Annotated in this window: 16 protein-coding genes and 1 tRNA gene; 12 read left to right on the top strand and 5 right to left on the bottom strand. The window is 60.1% G+C overall.

Features of this window, described 5'->3' with window-relative positions:
- Nucleotides 1-6 precede the first annotated feature (6 nt).
- Nucleotides 7-801 (top strand): class I SAM-dependent methyltransferase, encoded by a 795-nt coding sequence (locus RRH01S_RS11810; protein ID WP_037218854.1) that lies wholly within the window; start codon nt 7-9, stop codon nt 799-801.
- Nucleotides 802-808: 7 nt separating this feature from the next.
- On the opposite strand, the gene RRH01S_RS11805 is transcribed toward RRH01S_RS11810, so the two are convergent.
- On the bottom strand, nt 809-1,396 hold the full coding sequence (locus RRH01S_RS11805) for a TetR/AcrR family transcriptional regulator (RefSeq protein WP_007692093.1): 588 nt from the start codon (nt 1,394-1,396) through the stop codon (nt 809-811).
- 236 nt (nt 1,397-1,632) lie between these two features.
- Between RRH01S_RS11805 and RRH01S_RS11800 the strand changes: the two genes are divergently transcribed.
- Nucleotides 1,633-2,931 (top strand): MFS transporter, encoded by a 1,299-nt coding sequence (locus tag RRH01S_RS11800; RefSeq protein ID WP_042471735.1) that lies wholly within the window; start codon nt 1,633-1,635, stop codon nt 2,929-2,931.
- Between the two features lie 150 nt (nt 2,932-3,081).
- Nucleotides 3,082-3,166, top strand: a tRNA-Leu gene (locus RRH01S_RS11795).
- A 123-nt stretch (nt 3,167-3,289) separates the two neighbouring features.
- Here the strand turns inward: RRH01S_RS11795 and RRH01S_RS11790 are convergent.
- Nucleotides 3,290-4,114 carry a helix-turn-helix domain-containing protein gene (locus RRH01S_RS11790; protein ID WP_012652557.1) on the bottom strand — a complete coding sequence of 275 codons (825 nt, stop codon included), beginning with the start codon at nt 4,112-4,114 and terminating at the stop codon, nt 3,290-3,292.
- A 97-nt stretch (nt 4,115-4,211) separates the two neighbouring features.
- Between RRH01S_RS11790 and RRH01S_RS11785 the strand changes: the two genes are divergently transcribed.
- The 3 genes from RRH01S_RS11785 (at nt 4,212) to RRH01S_RS11765 (ending at nt 7,805) form a co-directional block, all read left to right on the top strand.
- Nucleotides 4,212-5,141, top strand: a complete 930-nt coding sequence (locus RRH01S_RS11785) for a phytanoyl-CoA dioxygenase family protein (RefSeq protein WP_042471731.1) — start codon at nt 4,212-4,214, stop codon at nt 5,139-5,141.
- A 1,542-nt stretch (nt 5,142-6,683) separates the two neighbouring features.
- Nucleotides 6,684-7,277 carry a YqaA family protein gene (locus tag RRH01S_RS11770; RefSeq protein ID WP_012652559.1) on the top strand — a complete coding sequence of 198 codons (594 nt, stop codon included), beginning with the start codon at nt 6,684-6,686 and terminating at the stop codon, nt 7,275-7,277.
- A gap of 15 nt (nt 7,278-7,292) precedes the next feature.
- On the top strand, nt 7,293-7,805 hold the full coding sequence (locus RRH01S_RS11765; protein WP_012652560.1) for a disulfide bond formation protein B: 513 nt from the start codon (nt 7,293-7,295) through the stop codon (nt 7,803-7,805).
- Between the two features lie 29 nt (nt 7,806-7,834).
- On the opposite strand, the gene RRH01S_RS11760 is transcribed toward RRH01S_RS11765, so the two are convergent.
- Both RRH01S_RS11760 and RRH01S_RS11755 read right to left on the bottom strand, forming a co-directional pair.
- A complete protein-coding gene (locus RRH01S_RS11760; protein ID WP_007693658.1) occupies nt 7,835-8,392 on the bottom strand; it encodes an HNH endonuclease in 558 nt (185 codons plus the stop codon).
- A gap of 111 nt (nt 8,393-8,503) precedes the next feature.
- Nucleotides 8,504-9,148 (bottom strand): DNA-3-methyladenine glycosylase family protein, encoded by a 645-nt coding sequence (locus RRH01S_RS11755; RefSeq protein ID WP_012652562.1) that lies wholly within the window; start codon nt 9,146-9,148, stop codon nt 8,504-8,506.
- A gap of 43 nt (nt 9,149-9,191) precedes the next feature.
- On the opposite strand from RRH01S_RS11755, the gene gluQRS reads away from it, so the two are divergent.
- Nucleotides 9,192-10,073: a tRNA glutamyl-Q(34) synthetase GluQRS gene (gluQRS, locus tag RRH01S_RS11750; protein ID WP_042471829.1), complete on the top strand. Its 882-nt coding sequence runs from the start codon at nt 9,192-9,194 to the stop codon at nt 10,071-10,073.
- Here the strand turns inward: gluQRS and RRH01S_RS11745 are convergent.
- Nucleotides 10,038-10,970, bottom strand: coding sequence for a YihY/virulence factor BrkB family protein (locus RRH01S_RS11745; protein ID WP_012652564.1), 933 nt, complete (start codon nt 10,968-10,970; stop codon nt 10,038-10,040). The two genes, gluQRS and RRH01S_RS11745, sit on opposite strands and share 36 nt — an antisense overlap.
- A gap of 98 nt (nt 10,971-11,068) precedes the next feature.
- Here RRH01S_RS11745 and RRH01S_RS11740 point away from each other — a divergent pair, with 98 nt between their 5' ends.
- The 5 genes from RRH01S_RS11740 (at nt 11,069) to RRH01S_RS11720 (ending at nt 14,622) form a co-directional block, all read left to right on the top strand.
- Nucleotides 11,069-11,902 carry an SDR family oxidoreductase gene (locus RRH01S_RS11740; protein WP_034521543.1) on the top strand — a complete coding sequence of 278 codons (834 nt, stop codon included), beginning with the start codon at nt 11,069-11,071 and terminating at the stop codon, nt 11,900-11,902.
- Between the two features lie 22 nt (nt 11,903-11,924).
- Nucleotides 11,925-12,128 carry a twin transmembrane helix small protein gene (locus tag RRH01S_RS11735; RefSeq protein ID WP_007693648.1) on the top strand — a complete coding sequence of 68 codons (204 nt, stop codon included), beginning with the start codon at nt 11,925-11,927 and terminating at the stop codon, nt 12,126-12,128.
- 13 nt (nt 12,129-12,141) lie between these two features.
- Entirely contained in the window at nt 12,142-12,720 is a 579-nt protein-coding gene (locus RRH01S_RS11730) for a cob(I)yrinic acid a,c-diamide adenosyltransferase (protein WP_034521548.1), read from the top strand.
- A gap of 198 nt (nt 12,721-12,918) precedes the next feature.
- The gene (locus RRH01S_RS11725) at nt 12,919-13,668 is read left to right on the top strand and encodes an electron transfer flavoprotein subunit beta/FixA family protein (RefSeq protein WP_034521550.1); all 750 of its coding nucleotides are present in this window, start codon (nt 12,919-12,921) and stop codon (nt 13,666-13,668) included.
- Nucleotides 13,669-13,692: 24 nt separating this feature from the next.
- Nucleotides 13,693-14,622 (top strand): electron transfer flavoprotein subunit alpha/FixB family protein, encoded by a 930-nt coding sequence (locus RRH01S_RS11720; RefSeq protein ID WP_012652568.1) that lies wholly within the window; start codon nt 13,693-13,695, stop codon nt 14,620-14,622.
- Nucleotides 14,623-14,652: the final 30 nt, after the last annotated feature.

Genomic DNA, 14,652 nt, shown 5'->3' with positions numbered 1-14,652 from the left:
CCACCCATGCCCACCATGCCCTTCGAAGCGCGGCGTTTCCAATCCACCGCGGCCTATTACCTGCGCTATCGCATTCCCTATCCGGACACCTTGATCGCCCGCGTTGCCGAGCGCAGCAGCCTGAAGGCCGGCGACCATGTGCTTGATCTCGGCTGCGGTCCCGGCCAGCTTGGGATTGCCTTTGCGCGGCTTGAGGGTGCCACTGTCACCGCCATGGACCCGGAGCCGGAAATGCTTGCCGCCGCCGAAGCCGGCGCGAAGGAAGCCGGCGTCGGGATCACCGTCCGCCAAGGGTCTTCCTATGATCTCGGGCCGGATATCGGCAAGCTGCACCTCTGCATCATGGGCCGCTCCTTCCACTGGATGGATCGCCCGGCCACGCTTGCGGCACTGGACCAACTGATCGAGCCTGATGGCGCGGTCGTGCTGTTCCACGACAAGACGATACTGGCGAGCCCGGATTGGCGCGGTATCGTCGAAAAACTGGCGGAAACTTTTTCGCCGGAGCGGCACGAGGAGCGCCTGTTGCGCAAGGGCAAGACCTGGGCGCCGCATGAAACCATGCTGCTCGCTTCGCCCTTCCGCAACCTCGAGCGCATCGGCATCGTCAGGGAATATGTACGCGATATCGAAGACATCGTCGGCCGCGTCTTCTCGATGTCCTCCACCTCGCCGCAAGCGCTTGGCGACAAGCTGGCGGATTTCGAGGCCGCACTCCGGGCCGAATTGCGAGAGGTCGCTCCCGACGGCAAGATCACCGAGATCGTCGAAGCCAACGGGCTCCTCGCCTTCCGCGACTAAACCGTTGTCATTCCTTGCCGCTCTCCGGTGCGGGCGTTAGCTCCTGCCGGGTGGCGGCCAAGAATTCCTGCGATAGCTCGGGATTGTCCATAGCGCGCGCCAGGATGACGGCACCGACCATGGCCGAAAGGCTGACAAGCGCCTTGCGGCGGCGCTCCTCCTGCGTTTCGCCGGGTGTGATCTCCTCGAGGATCGCCGCCATGCCCATCAGGCCGCCGGTAAAGGTTGACTGCATTTTCGGGCCATGACGGCTGACTTCCTGCGTCAGCGCCGCGAAGACGCAGCCGGTCGCATGCTCCACGACATTGCGATGCGAAAGATAATGCGCGAGCAGCGCTTCCAGCGGCTCGTCCGGCGCACCGTCGACCACATGCTTCCAGCGCTCCAGCGAGCGCGACACCAGCGCCTTGCTAGCCTCGCAGGCGAGCTCATCCTTGGATTCGAAATGACCGTAGAAGCCGCCATGCGTCAGCCCGGCCGCCTTCATGATGTCGGCGACGCCAATACCGTCAAAACCCTTTTCGCGAAAAAGATCGCCCGCGACGGCAAGGATCTTCTCACGGTTCTCGGCGAATTTTTCGCGGCTCACTCTCATCAAAAAACTCCATCAGAGCTTCAATAATTCTTGATTGACAATTTATATGATGACCATCATGAATATGCAACAAATATGATCATGATCATCTAAATGCCTTTGCACAATCGTTCAAGCCGGGAGAAGGGCATTGCGATACGAGCGAATATGACATCACCGACTCTTTTCAGGCTGGCAGCCGCTGATTTTTCCCGATCTTGAACGCCCAAACACGAAACCCCACTGGAACGCATCCCATGGTCTCCACAGTCCTCGCCTCAACGCTGGCCCGCCGCAACATCCATTACGGATGGGTCGTCGTCGGTGCCACCTTCCTCACCATGCTCGTCACCGCCGGTGCCATGGGCGCGCCCGGCGTGCTTATCAAGCCGCTGGAAGACGAGTTCGGCTGGAGCACGTCGTCCATTTCCTCCGCGCTCGCCGTCCGCCTGGTGCTGTTCGGCCTCATGGGTCCTTTCGCCGCCGCCTTCATGAATTATTTCGGCGTCCGCAAGGTCATCGTCTTTGCGCTCGCCACCATCAGCGTCGGCTTCATCGGCTCGCTGTTCATGACGCAAGTCTGGCAGTTGCTGCTCTGCTGGGGCATCATCGTCGGCTTCGGCACTGGCCTCACCGCCATGGTGCTCGCCGCCACGGTCTCGACGCGTTGGTTCACCAAGCATCGCGGCCTCGTCATCGGCATGCTCTCGGCAAGCTCCGCCACCGGCCAGCTCGTCTTCCTGCCGCTGATGGCCGAGCTGACGACGCGCTATGGCTGGCGCACCACCGTGATTTTCGTCTGCGGCATGATCGTCGTCGCAGCCCTGATCGTGCTGCTCTTGATGCGCGACCGGCCTTCGGACATTAACTTGCCGCTCGTCGGCGAGATCCACGTCACGCCACCGCCGCCCGCCACCAAGAGCCTGAAGGCGGCGCTCGCCTCACCGATCGTTATCCTGAAGGAAGCCTCGACAAGCTCGACCTTCTGGATCCTCGCCGCCACCTTCTTCATCTGCGGGCTCTCCACCAATGGCCTGATCCAGACGCATTTCGTCACGCTCTGCGGCGATTTCGGCATCGTGCCGGTGGCCGCCGCCAGCGTGCTGGCGGTCATGGGCATCTTCGATTTCTTCGGCACCATCGGCTCCGGCTGGCTCTCCGACCGCTTCGACAATCGCTGGCTGCTCTTCTGGTATTACGGCCTGCGCGGCCTGTCGCTGGTCTATCTGCCCTTCAGCAATTTCACCTTCTACGGCCTGTCAATCTTCGCCGTCTTCTACGGCCTAGACTGGATCGCCACCGTGCCGCCAACCGTCAAGATCGCTGCCGACCGCTTCGGCCGCGAAAAGGCCGGCCTCGTCTTCGGCTGGGTGTTTGCCGCCCATCAGCTGGGCGCCGCCACCGCCGCCTTCTGCGCCGGCCTGACCCGCACCGAGCTCAACACCTACCTCCCCGCCTTCTTCGTCGCCGGCGCCTTCTGCGTGCTCGCCGCGATCCTGGCACTGACCATCAGCAAGCCCGGCTCGACGGATAGAGCTCCGGCAATGGCGCACTGAGGCGGGGGCGTCCCGCCAACAAAACGGCCCATGGCACCCTGTGCGCCATGGGCCATATCTCAAGTACCGGAAAACACCTGCATTCCTTCGCCAGCCGTCTTGCGCGCCCGGGCGATCACATGCTAGACACCCGCCTCGTCAGGATACGTTGCCCCATTGGCGGAATTGGTAGACGCGCTCGACTCAAAATCGAGTTTCGAAAGAAGTGCTGGTTCGACTCCGGCATGGGGCACCACCATCCAGAATTTTCATCAAATTCACCCAGGTTTTCCGCTCTTTGCCTTCAGCAAGACATGGCATCGTTCGAGACCATATCGATAGGCGATGAAAGAGGAACTGGGCGAGTCATCCCAACCGCTCAGCCTCTCATATACCGCGCCCGGAATTCGCTCGGCGTGCAGCCTTCGCGCCCGTGGAACAGTCTCGAAAAATAGAAGGGGTCCTTGATTCCGACTGCGGCGGCGATGATCTCGATCGTTTCAGCCGTTGTCGCCAGGAGCTCCTTGGCGTGATCCACGCGCATCCGAAGCTGAAACGCCTTTGGCGGCAGACCGGTTTCTTCGATAAATTTCCGGCGCAGTGTGGCAGTCGACATCCCATGCTCGGCGGCGAACGCGGCCAGGTCCAGCGGCTGCATTGTCCTTTTCCGCAACGCTTCGACGATCTCCGCGATATCGGTCGTATCGTGACGCAAAGGCGTGGCACGACTTGCCTGCCTTGCCGCCAGGACGACGATCTGGTGCAGAGCCAGCGCGGCGGATGCCCTTCCAAGGCTCTTATCGTCCAGCAGATCGGCGTGAAGATTGCGGAAGAGGCGCTGCATCGGGTCGAGATTCCGAAGTGCTACGACCGGATCGCGTTCGCTGAAGAGTCGCAACCGCACGAAGTCGCGCGTGAAAGAGCCTTCGAAAAGCGCCCATCGCTCGCTCCAGCCGTCGGCATCCGGACCATAGGAATGCTGGCGGTTTGGAAACAGCCAGAAAAGGGCTGGCCCCTCGACGCTCCGCCGGCCGCAGGCATCGGTCTCGATAAAACCCCGGCCCTGCTCCACCAGAACAACCGCATGACTCGGCAACTTCCGGCATTTGACCGCATGAGTGACATGCTGCCGTCCGCTGCCGATGACGGCAAGCCCACCGGCGGCGGCAAGGGAGGACCGATAGATTGCTTCCGTTGAGTTCATGACGAGCGAAAAGTCCAGTATGGCTTTCCTCCATGTGAGTAATTGCCATCATTTGCTAGGTTCTCGATACAACAAGCTCAAGCATCGGACGAGTGAAATGTCAATTTCGAGACAGATTACGCAGCCAGACGAGGAAAGGTTGTCCCTTACCGCAAACGGAAAGACCCTGTCGATGACCGCGGAGCGGTTCGGGTATTTGACCCCCACCGATCCGAATATAGGCGTCGAGGCGATCCGTCGCCTCTATGAGGAGAACGGCTACGTATGGCTGAAGGGCTTCTTGCCGCGAACCGAGGTCATCGAATTCCGGGGCTGGGTCTTTGCTCATCTGGCGAAAATAGGCCTGATCGAGCAAGGCACGGATCCTCGACATGGGATCGCATCGGCAGCAGGGCGGGAATATAGCGCGGCGGATCGCTGCCTCATGTCCCTGGTTCGCTCCACGACATATGAGGGCTTCTGTGCGCAGCCTCGAATCGCTCACTTTATGGATGAATTCCTGTCGGGCATTTCCTACCTGCACAAACGCAAGATCATGCGGTTTACCCGGCCGGGAACAGCGACCGCAACGCCGGCGCATTATGATCTTGTCTACTTGCGTGGGGGCACGAGCCGAGTGGTAACGGCATGGATTCCGATCGGCGACACTCCCATCGACATGGGCGGCCTGGTTTACCTCGAAGGATCGCACGCGATTGGCCTGAAGATGGAGCGCGAATTTAGCGAGTGCAACAAGGATCTCAGTCCCGAAGAACAAGTGAGCGCTTACAATAGCAATATGACGGAAGGCGGCTGGGTTTCAAAGGACCTGCCGGACATGGCGGAGCGGTTCAACACGCGCTGGCTCGCCGCAAATTATGAGGCAGGCGACATCATGCTCCACTCGCCGTTCATGATCCACGCCTCGACGACCAATCAGGATAGAGAACAACGACTGCGCCTCTCCACCGACATCAGATACCAGAATGTCGATGACGAGATCGACGTGCGATGGAACAACCATTGGACCCTCGGCGACATGTTGTAACTTTGAGTTCGGTCCGGTTGCTCTCGCCGGTGAAACAGAACGACCTGAGCAAGGCAAAAAATGCGGCCGCGTTTGATGGCCGGACAGCCAAATTTCACGCAAAAGAAAACCCGCCGGAAGCGGGCTTCTGATGAGAGCATTCAATTGGCTGAGCAAGTTTTTCAAGCGACCGTCAGTGGCCACCTCAACGAGGTCGTCAAAGCGGACGCTGCGGGCGTGTCGGCCGTTCCCGCTCTATACGCAGAGCTTTAAGAAGTGCCGCCTTCTCCAGCCGTTGGGGGACTTTGCCTGTGGTGATCTCGCGAAACACCGTGTCGGTCTTTTCGCTGATCTTGCACCTGAATCCCTTGCGGGTTTTCAAGGTTGGAGCGATATGGACTGGCATTATCTGCATCCTCCGTTTGAGTTGCTGGTCGGTTGGGCAAGGCTTTCATCACGAATATCATAATGGCGTCCGCCGTCATCGCTGACGGCTCTTACGTATCGTTGCATGCCAAGAGAAAAGAAGACGATTTCACTTTCGCACAAAAGCGGAAACCGTTTCCTATGAGAGCCTTCATAGCACGGTTTTCTGGGAACATTTTACTTTAATTTCACATTAACTTTTATATCAGCGTAACTCATTGAACATGCACGCAAGAACCCGGCCATACCTTGAAACAACGAAGCGCTCCCTCAAGTTACGGCCGGGATCTGCGGATGGAAAACCCGCCATTGCTGGCGGGCTTTCTCTACTGCTGAGCAGGTGCCGTCGCGGGCGGCGTTGACGTTGCCGGTGGCTGTGTCGTCGCAGGCGGCTGGGTCGTTGTGGTCTGAGACGACGGAGCTGTTGCTTCCATCGAGCTTGTGTGAGGCCAGAAGTTCCACGCCAATGCGGCTATAACAGCCGCCGCCAAGATAACCAGCCACGATGCCCAGGGCGGGCGGCGTGACAGCGGCGGCGTTCCGAGGTCTGGATTTGGTCTATTGAAATCATTGCTCATAGCGATACTCCTCCACATCACGAACCATAAACCCTTGGATGCAGAAAAAGTTCCAAAGCACGGTAGGGTACATGTGATAAGGGTGTCAGCCATGCAACAGGCGCCACCCAGCTGGGCAGCGATCAACAGAATTCAGTGAATCACAGGAAGATTAGCAATGAGCATGAGAGCAATACCGGCGGATATAACCGATGTTTCGATGAAGAAAATCGCGTACTGTCGTCCGGTGAAAAATAAATTAAACCGCCTCATCTAAATTCTCCTTGCATGATTATTCTAATTATTGCCCCAGCATAACATGGATTACCCAGAAATATTTATTTTCTTTGAATAATTCGTCACAGACATGGATAGAGACTGAACACGGAGACTGCAAAAACCGTCATTGGCACGGTATCCAAAACCCGAAACATAAGAAAACACTAAACAAAAACGCAGCGACGCCGATCACCCCGGCTTCACGAAAAATTTTGACTTTGTGCTGCCCGCCCAAGCTTGCGGCCATTTACAGCCACAATCCTCGTCCCTAAAGGTGTGCAACGCAGCAAAAGGGGGTACCATGCTACGTAGACTCTACGATTGGACCATGTCGCTGGCCGGCCGCAAATCGGCGGAAGTCTGGTTGGCCGTTATCGCCTTCGTCGAAAGCTCCGTCTTTCTTGTCCCCGCGGATGTCCTGTTCCTGCCCATGTCGCTGGCAAAGCCCGAACGGGCCTGGCGCTATGCGCTGACAGCGACCATCGCCTCCGTGCTCGGCGGCATCGCCGGCTGGGCGCTCGGCTACTACGCCTTCGAGACCATCGCCAAGCCGATCCTGGAATTCTACGGCAAGCTCGACGCCTTCAACCAGATGAGCGCAGGCGTCACCTACGAATGGATTGTTTTGCTGCTGGTTACCTCGGGCCTTGCGCACCTTCCGCCGATCAAGGTGGTGACGATCCTGTCCGGTGTCGCTCACATCGATCTCGGCCTGTTCATCATCTCGGCCATCGTCGCGCGTGGCGCGCGCTTCTTCTTCCTCGCCTTCCTGCTGCGCCGCTACGGCGAATCGATCCGCCACTTCATCGAGAAACGCCTCGGCCAAATCACCATGGTCGCCGCCGGCATTCTCATCGCCCTTTACGGCATCTTCCATTTTGCTCTGGCAAACTGACCACGGAGCCCCCTGATGTCCCAGACTTTGACCTCCTCTCGCGCCGGCCTTGGTTATTCGGCACTGCTCGCGATCGGCATGATCATCGTTGTCGGCTCGGCGCTTGGCTTCCAGCATATTGGCGGCTATATCCCCTGCGCGCTCTGCCTGGAGCAGCGCCAGCCCTATTACTACGGCATTCCCGTCGCAATCGTCGCAGCCCTAACGGCCATCCTTCGCCTGCCCTCCTGGATCACCCGCACGCTGCTGGCGATCGCCGGCCTGATGATGGTGGTCGGCGGCGGCATCGGCGTCTATCACGCCGGCGTCGAATGGCACTTTTGGGCCGGTCCCACGACCTGCTCCACCTCGGCCAGCAGCATGACACAGAATGCCGGCGACCTCCTGAACGAACTCAGCACCATCAAGGGGCCCTCCTGCACGGAAGCCGCCCTGCGCGTCCTCGGCATCTCGATGGCGGGCTGGAACGTCGTCGCCAGCGTGATTCTTGCGGTGATTGCCTTTGTGGGCGTGAAGAAGGCTGCATAGCCCCTTCTCTCCAGCGGAGAGAAGGTATTTTAAGGCTGCAGTTCCGTATCCCAGTAGAGATAGTCGAGCCAGCTGTCGTGCAGATAGTTCGGCGGGAACAGCCGGCCGTTATTGTGCAGGTCTTGCACCGTCGGCTGATATGGCTTCTGCGCCGGGAACATGCCCGCCTGCTTCGGCAGCTTGCTGCCCTTGCGCAGGTTGCATGGCGAGCAGGCTGCCACGACGTTCTGCCACGTCGTCTCGCCGCCATGGGCGCGCGGGATGACATGGTCGAAGGTCAGGTCGTCATGGGTGCCGCAATACTGGCACTCGAACCGGTCACGCAGGAAGACGTTGAACCGGGTAAAGGCCGGGTTGCGGGACGGCTGAACGTAAGTCTTGAGGCAGACAACGCTCGGCAGCCGCATCGAGAAGCTCGGCGACGATACGCACTGATCGTATTCGGCGATGATATTCACACGGTCAAGGAAAACCGCCTTGATCGCGTCCTGCCAGGACCAGAGCGACAAGGGGTAATAACTCAGCGGTCTATAGTCAGCGTTCAGCACGAGCGCCGGTAAGGACTGCGGGGAGACTGCAATCGTCAAGGAACCCTCCTGATCGATTCGGCATCTGCACCTGTATATTAGGCCGGTTGTTACAGGATTGTGAAGTCCAATAAATTCAGTGAAAAGAGGCTGATCTATGAGACCCACCGATTAATCGATAGGCAGCGCGTCGCGCCGGGTCTTGACGGCATAATAAGCCCAGAAAAGCCGGGCCGCGACCGAGCGCCAGGGCGCCCAGACCGCCGCTTCCCGGGCCAAAAGCTTCGGCAGAGGCCTGATCTCATGGCCGAACGCCATGCCAACGGCCGCCTGCAGGGCGACATCGCCGACCGGGAACACATCTGCGTGACCGCCGCAAAACATCAGGTAGACCTCCGCCGTCCACGGCCCTATCCCCTTGATCGACGTCAGTTCGGACAGCGCCTTTTCCGGACTTTCAGCACTCAACGACAACAGATCGATTCGGCTTTCGACAACCGCATCGGCAACCCGCGCCAGCGTGTCCGCCTTGATTCGCGACAGCCCGAAAACCCGCCAGGCATCCGGCTCCAGCCCCGCATAGGCCTCGGCCGTCACCCGGCCGAGCCTCGCCATCATCCGCCCCCAGATCGCGTCCGCGCTTGCCCGCGACACAACCTGTGAGACGATGATATGGGCCAGCCCCTCGAAGCCCGGCTCGCGCAGGCGCAGCGGCACCGGGCCAGCCTCTGACACAATCTGCCGCAGGCGTGGATCAAGCTCGACCAGCGCCGCCAGTCCTTGCCTGATATCGTCTTCATCGCGAATGATGTGCATGGCGTCTCATGGTCCGGGATTAAAATTCGTGGCAGAAGAAAGCATGATCGCGATTCCCCGTCAAAAGCCGAGATTCCGCTTTGCACCGAGCCCGAACGGCCCGCTGCATCTCGGCCATGCGCTGTCGGCGATCCTCAATCACGACTTGGCAATCAAGGCCGGCGGCGATTTTCTCCTGCGCATCGAGGACATAGATCAGGCCCGCTGTACACCCGATTTCGAAACGGGGATTTTAACCGACCTCCGCTGGCTTGGTCTTTCATGGGAGGAGCCGGTGCGCCGGCAGTCCCAGCATTTCCCAGCCTATCAGAGCGCCTTGCAGTCGCTGATCGACCGCGGCCTCGTCTATCCCGCCTTTCTCACGCGCGGCGAGGTGAAGGCGCGGGTCGCGGCGGGTGAAACAAGCGGCAAGCCCTGGCCGCGCGATCCGGACGGCACGCCTCTTTATCCACCCGACGATCGCGAGCGCAGTGTCTCTGAGAGGCAGCGATTGCTGGACGCCGGCCTCAAGCACGCCTGGCGGCTCGACATGGAGAAAGCTATCGCCGAGGTCAACCAGCCGCTCCAGTGGCGTGAAAGCGGCGATAGCGAGACGGGCGATATCCTTGCCGATCCCGCTGCATGGGGCGATGTCGTGCTGTCGCGTTCCGATGCGCCGTCGAGCTATCATCTCTCCGTGGTCGTCGACGACGCGGCACAGGACATTACCCATGTCGTGCGTGGTCTCGACCTCTTCCACGCCACCTCGATCCACCGCCTGTTGCAAAGCTTGCTCGGCCTGCCGGAGCCGCTCTACCACCATCACCGGCTGATCCTCGGCGACGACGGTCGGAAGCTGTCGAAGAGCCAGGGCGACACCGGCATCGCCGAATGGCGCCGGCAAGGCCTGTCACCGGCGCAGCTTCGCCGCCGCATCGGCCTCTGATTGCTGCTTGTCGACGTCTGGCTTGTCGACTTGCGGGCCAGCCACCTTGCCGAACAGCAGGCGCCGCACCTTGAACTTCATCAACGCCGCATTGATCTCCGCGCCCATGATGAAGATCACCGCGAGCATATAGAGGAAGATCAAGACGATCATCACCGAGGCGAGGCCGGCATAGGTGGCGGTGTAATTGGCGAAGGTCGAGAGATAATAGGCAAAGAGCAGCGCCCCGATCGACCAGAAGACCAGGGTCAGGAAGACGCCGGGGATGACGTCGAACAATCGCCGCCGCCCCGCCGCCAGCCACAGATGCAGGATTAGCAGCCCCGCCACCAACAGGAAGATGGTGCCGTAGATTCGCCAGCTGAAAACGACGTCTAGGATATCGGCGAGCCCTGGCAGCCACTGCCGCGTATAATTCAGCGCCAGCGGCACGGCGACAAGCAGAATGCTCAGAAGCGCAAAGATCAGAACCGCGATCAGCACATAGCCGAGGCTGGCGAGGCGGTTGAAATACCACGGCCGCGTTTCCGGCACGCGATAGGCGCGGTTGAGCGAAATGCGCAGCGCCTCGACACCGTTGGAGGCGAAATAGGCGGCCGCCAGCACCGAGATCGTCAGCAGCCCGCCGCGCGGAATGGTCAGCACCTGCACCACCTGATCGGCCACCGGCTTGGCGATCGCTTCCGGCCAGGTGTCGAAAATCAGGTGCACGGCGGTCGAGGAAAACTGGCTGGCGCCGAGGAAGCTCGCAAGCGCGGTGCCGAAGATCAGAAACGGGAAAACCGCCAGCAGCGTTGAAAGCGCAACATGGCTCGCCATGGCGAACCCATCGTCCTCGACGAAATGGAACACTGCATCGTAGACGACCTTGTAAAGCGCACGCACGAATGTCGGCATTCCATCTCCGCTTGCTCCCGGTCCTCATCCACCGGTTGTCGATTGTATCGGGCTCCTGAATATGGGAAACGACTCCCACTTTGTACAGGAATCATTCCATGGCAGATCAACGCACCATCATCGTGACGGGCTGCTCCTCCGGCATCGGCGCTTATTGCGCCCGGGCGCTGAAGGCCGATGGCTGGCGGGTTTTCGCGACCGTGCGCAAGGAGGTCGACCTCGGCCCGCTCGAGGCTGACGGTATCGAAACGCTGCTGATGGATTACTCTCGACCTGACACGATCTCGTCGCTGGTCGCGACAGTCCGCGAACGGACCGGCGACCGCATCGACGCCCTGTTCAATAATGGCGCCTATGGGCAGCCGGGCGCGGTGGAAGACCTCTCCACTGATGTGCTGCGCGAGCAGTTCGAGACAAATTTCTTCGGCTGGCATGAGCTGACGCGGCAGGTGATCCCGCTGATGCGCGCTCGAGGTCAGGGCCGCATCGTCAATTGCTCCTCCATTCTCGGCCTCATTCCCTATCGCTTCCGTGGCGCCTATACGGCCTCGAAATTCGCGCTGGAGGGGCTGACGATCACGCTCAGGATGGAGCTGCAGGATAGCGGCATCCATGTCAGCCTGATCGAGCCCGGCCCGATCGCCACGCGCTTCACCGCCAATGCACTCGCCAAGATCGAGGAACATATCGATCTCAAACATTCGGCCCATGCCGTCGAATACCGGCGGCAGCTGGCGCGACTGAATGGCACAGGTCCGGTCAACAAGCATAAATTGGGATCCGAAGCCGTCTATGACGTGTTAAAATCCGCCTTGAATGCGAAAAATCCGCGTCCGCACTATCTCGTGACCACCCCTGCCAAACAGGGCGTTCTTCTGAAAAGGCTGTTGCCGGCTAACCTTTTCTATCGTCTGATGCGCCGGCTGGATTAAAAGACGGGGACGGAGGAGAGCCATGTCCACATTTACCTATATCGCCGCCATCATTGTCATGGGCCTTGTCGTGCTCGTCCTCATTCGCGGCCTGTTCAACATGATGAAGGGTGATAACCCCAATCTCTCCAACCGGCTGATGCAGCTTCGCGTGCTGCTCCAGGCGGTCGCCGTCATCCTGATCATGCTGACGCTGTGGCTGACCGGCGGCGGCCGTCCGGCCTGATTGCGGGATCAAGATGGTCAAGCTCAACAAGATCTACACCAAGACCGGTGACGACGGCACGACCGGCCTCGTTTCCGGCCCACGCCGGCTGAAGCACGATCTGCGCGTCGAATCCTACGGCACCATCGACGAAACCAATTCCGTGATCGGCGTTGCCCGGCTGCATACGGCCGATATGCCCGAGCTCGATGCCATGCTGATGCGTATCCAGAACGATCTGTTCGATCTCGGCGCCGATCTCTCGGCGCCGGAAACCGATGAACCGCTTCCCTACGAGCCGCTGCGCATCATCGACAATCAGGTGTCGCGTATCGAACATGATATCGATGCTCTGAATGCCGGTCTCGAACCGCTGAACTCCTTCGTCCTGCCTGCCGGCAGCCCCGCATCCGCCCATCTCCACCTTGCCCGCACCATCGCGCGACGCGCCGAGCGGCTGATGGTGGCGCTGTCGCGCACCACGAGCGAGCGCGTCAGCCCGGCGGCATTGAAATACGTCAACCGCCTCTCGGACTTCCTGTTTGTCGCCGCGCGCCATGCCAATGATCGCGGCCGCGCCGATGTACTCTGGGTTCCCGGCAAGAATCGGTAACAAGGCAAATTATGCCTCGTACCGGGTGATCATATTGACGTTAACGTAAACGTTATTTACACCCCTAAAGCAATTTGCCTGTCTGCGGCATGGAAGCGTTGTAATTGGGAAAAAAACGCGTATCCATGTCGCCATTCGACAAACGGAACGGCGCTAAACAGGCCATGGTCTAGAGCGCAGTGTTGAAGGAAGGATTCCATGAAGATTCTGGTCCCCGTGAAGCGGGTAGTTGATTACAACGTGAAGATCCGTGTGAAGCCGGATGGGACTGGCGTTGAGCTTGCCAACGTCAAGATGTCGATGAACCCGTTCGACGAGATCTCGGTCGAGGAAGCGCTGCGGCTGAAGGAAGCCGGCAAGGCTGAGGAAGTCGTGGTCGTCTCGATCGGGCCTGCCAAGGCTGAAGAGACGCTGCGCACCGCACTCGCCATGGGCGCCGACCGGGCGATCCTGGTCGAGACCGATGATGCCGTCGAACCGCTGGCCGTCGCCAAGATCCTGAAGGGTGTAGCAGACGCCGAACAGCCAGGCCTGATCATCGTCGGCAAGCAGGCGATCGATGACGACAGCAACCAGACCGGCCAGATGCTGGCGGCCCTCCTGGGCTCGGCACAGGCGACCTTCGCCTCGAAAATCGAGATCGGCGACGGCAAGGCAACAGTGACCCGCGAAGTCGATGGCGGCCTGCAAACCATCGAGATCAAGCTTCCGGCCGTTGTCACCACCGACCTTCGCCTCAACGAGCCGCGCTATGCCTCGCTGCCCAATATCATGAAGGCGAAGAAGAAGCCGCTCGACAAGAAGACACCGGCCGATTTCGGCGTCTCGACCGAGCCGCGCCTGAAAGTGCTGAAGACGGAAGAGCCGTCCGGCCGCAAGGCGGGCATCAAGGTGGGTTCGGTCGCCGAACTCGTCGAGAAGCTCAAGACCGAAGCCGGCGTGCTTTAAGGACAGGAAAGGGAGACAATCATCATGGCCATTCTTCTTCTGGCTGACCACGACAATCAAAGCCTTTCCGACCAGACCGCCAAGACGCTGACGGCTGCCGCCAAGATTGGTGGTGACGTGCATATCCTTGTCGCCGGTAAGGGTGCCAAGGCTGCCGCCGATGCCGCTGCAAAGCTTGCCGGCGTCTCCAAGGTGCTGCTGGCCGAAAGCGACGAGCTGGCCAACAACCTCGCCGAACCACTGGCCGATCTGATCGTATCGCTGGCCGCAAGCTACGACACCATCATCACGGCCGCCACGTCGGTCGGCAAGAACGTGCTGCCGCGTGTCGCAGCCTTGCTCGACGTCGCCCAGATCTCTGAGATCACCGAGGTCGTCTCCGCCGATACCTTTAAGCGCCCGATCTATGCCGGCAACGCCATTCAGACGGTGCAGTCGAGCGATGCGAAGAAGGTGATCACCGTTCGCACGGCGTCCTTCGCATCTGCCCCGGAAGGCGGCTCAGCTGCCGTCGAGGCGATCGCCGCGGTTGCCAATCCCGGTCTTTCCAGCTTCGTCAGTGATGCGCTGTCCTCATCCGACCGTCCGGAACTGACCTCGGCGAAGATCATCATCTCCGGTGGTCGTGCGCTTGGTTCCGCCGAGAAGTTCCGCGAAGTCATCCTTCCCGTCGCCGACAAGCTCGGTGCCGCCGTCGGCGCATCGCGCGCGGCCGTCGATGCCGGCTACGCGCCGAACGACTGGCAGGTGGGTCAGACTGGCAAGGTGGTCGCACCGCAGCTCTACATCGCCTGCGGCATCTCCGGCGCCATCCAGCATCTGGCCGGCATGAAGGACAGTAAGGTCATCGTTGCCATCAACAAGGACGAAGAAGCCCCGATCTTCCAGATCGCCGACTATGGCCTCGTCGCCGATCTCTTCGAGGCGCTGCCGGAACTCGAAAAGGCGCTCTGATCGCGCCTCTTGATCTCTTTCGCAGTTGCG

The organism is Rhizobium rhizogenes NBRC 13257 (assembly GCF_000696095.1).
Taxonomy (GTDB): Bacteria; Pseudomonadota; Alphaproteobacteria; order Rhizobiales; family Rhizobiaceae; genus Rhizobium; species Rhizobium rhizogenes.
The sequence above is the reverse complement of the archived record's forward strand: the minus strand, read 5'-3'. Positions and strand labels throughout refer to the sequence as shown.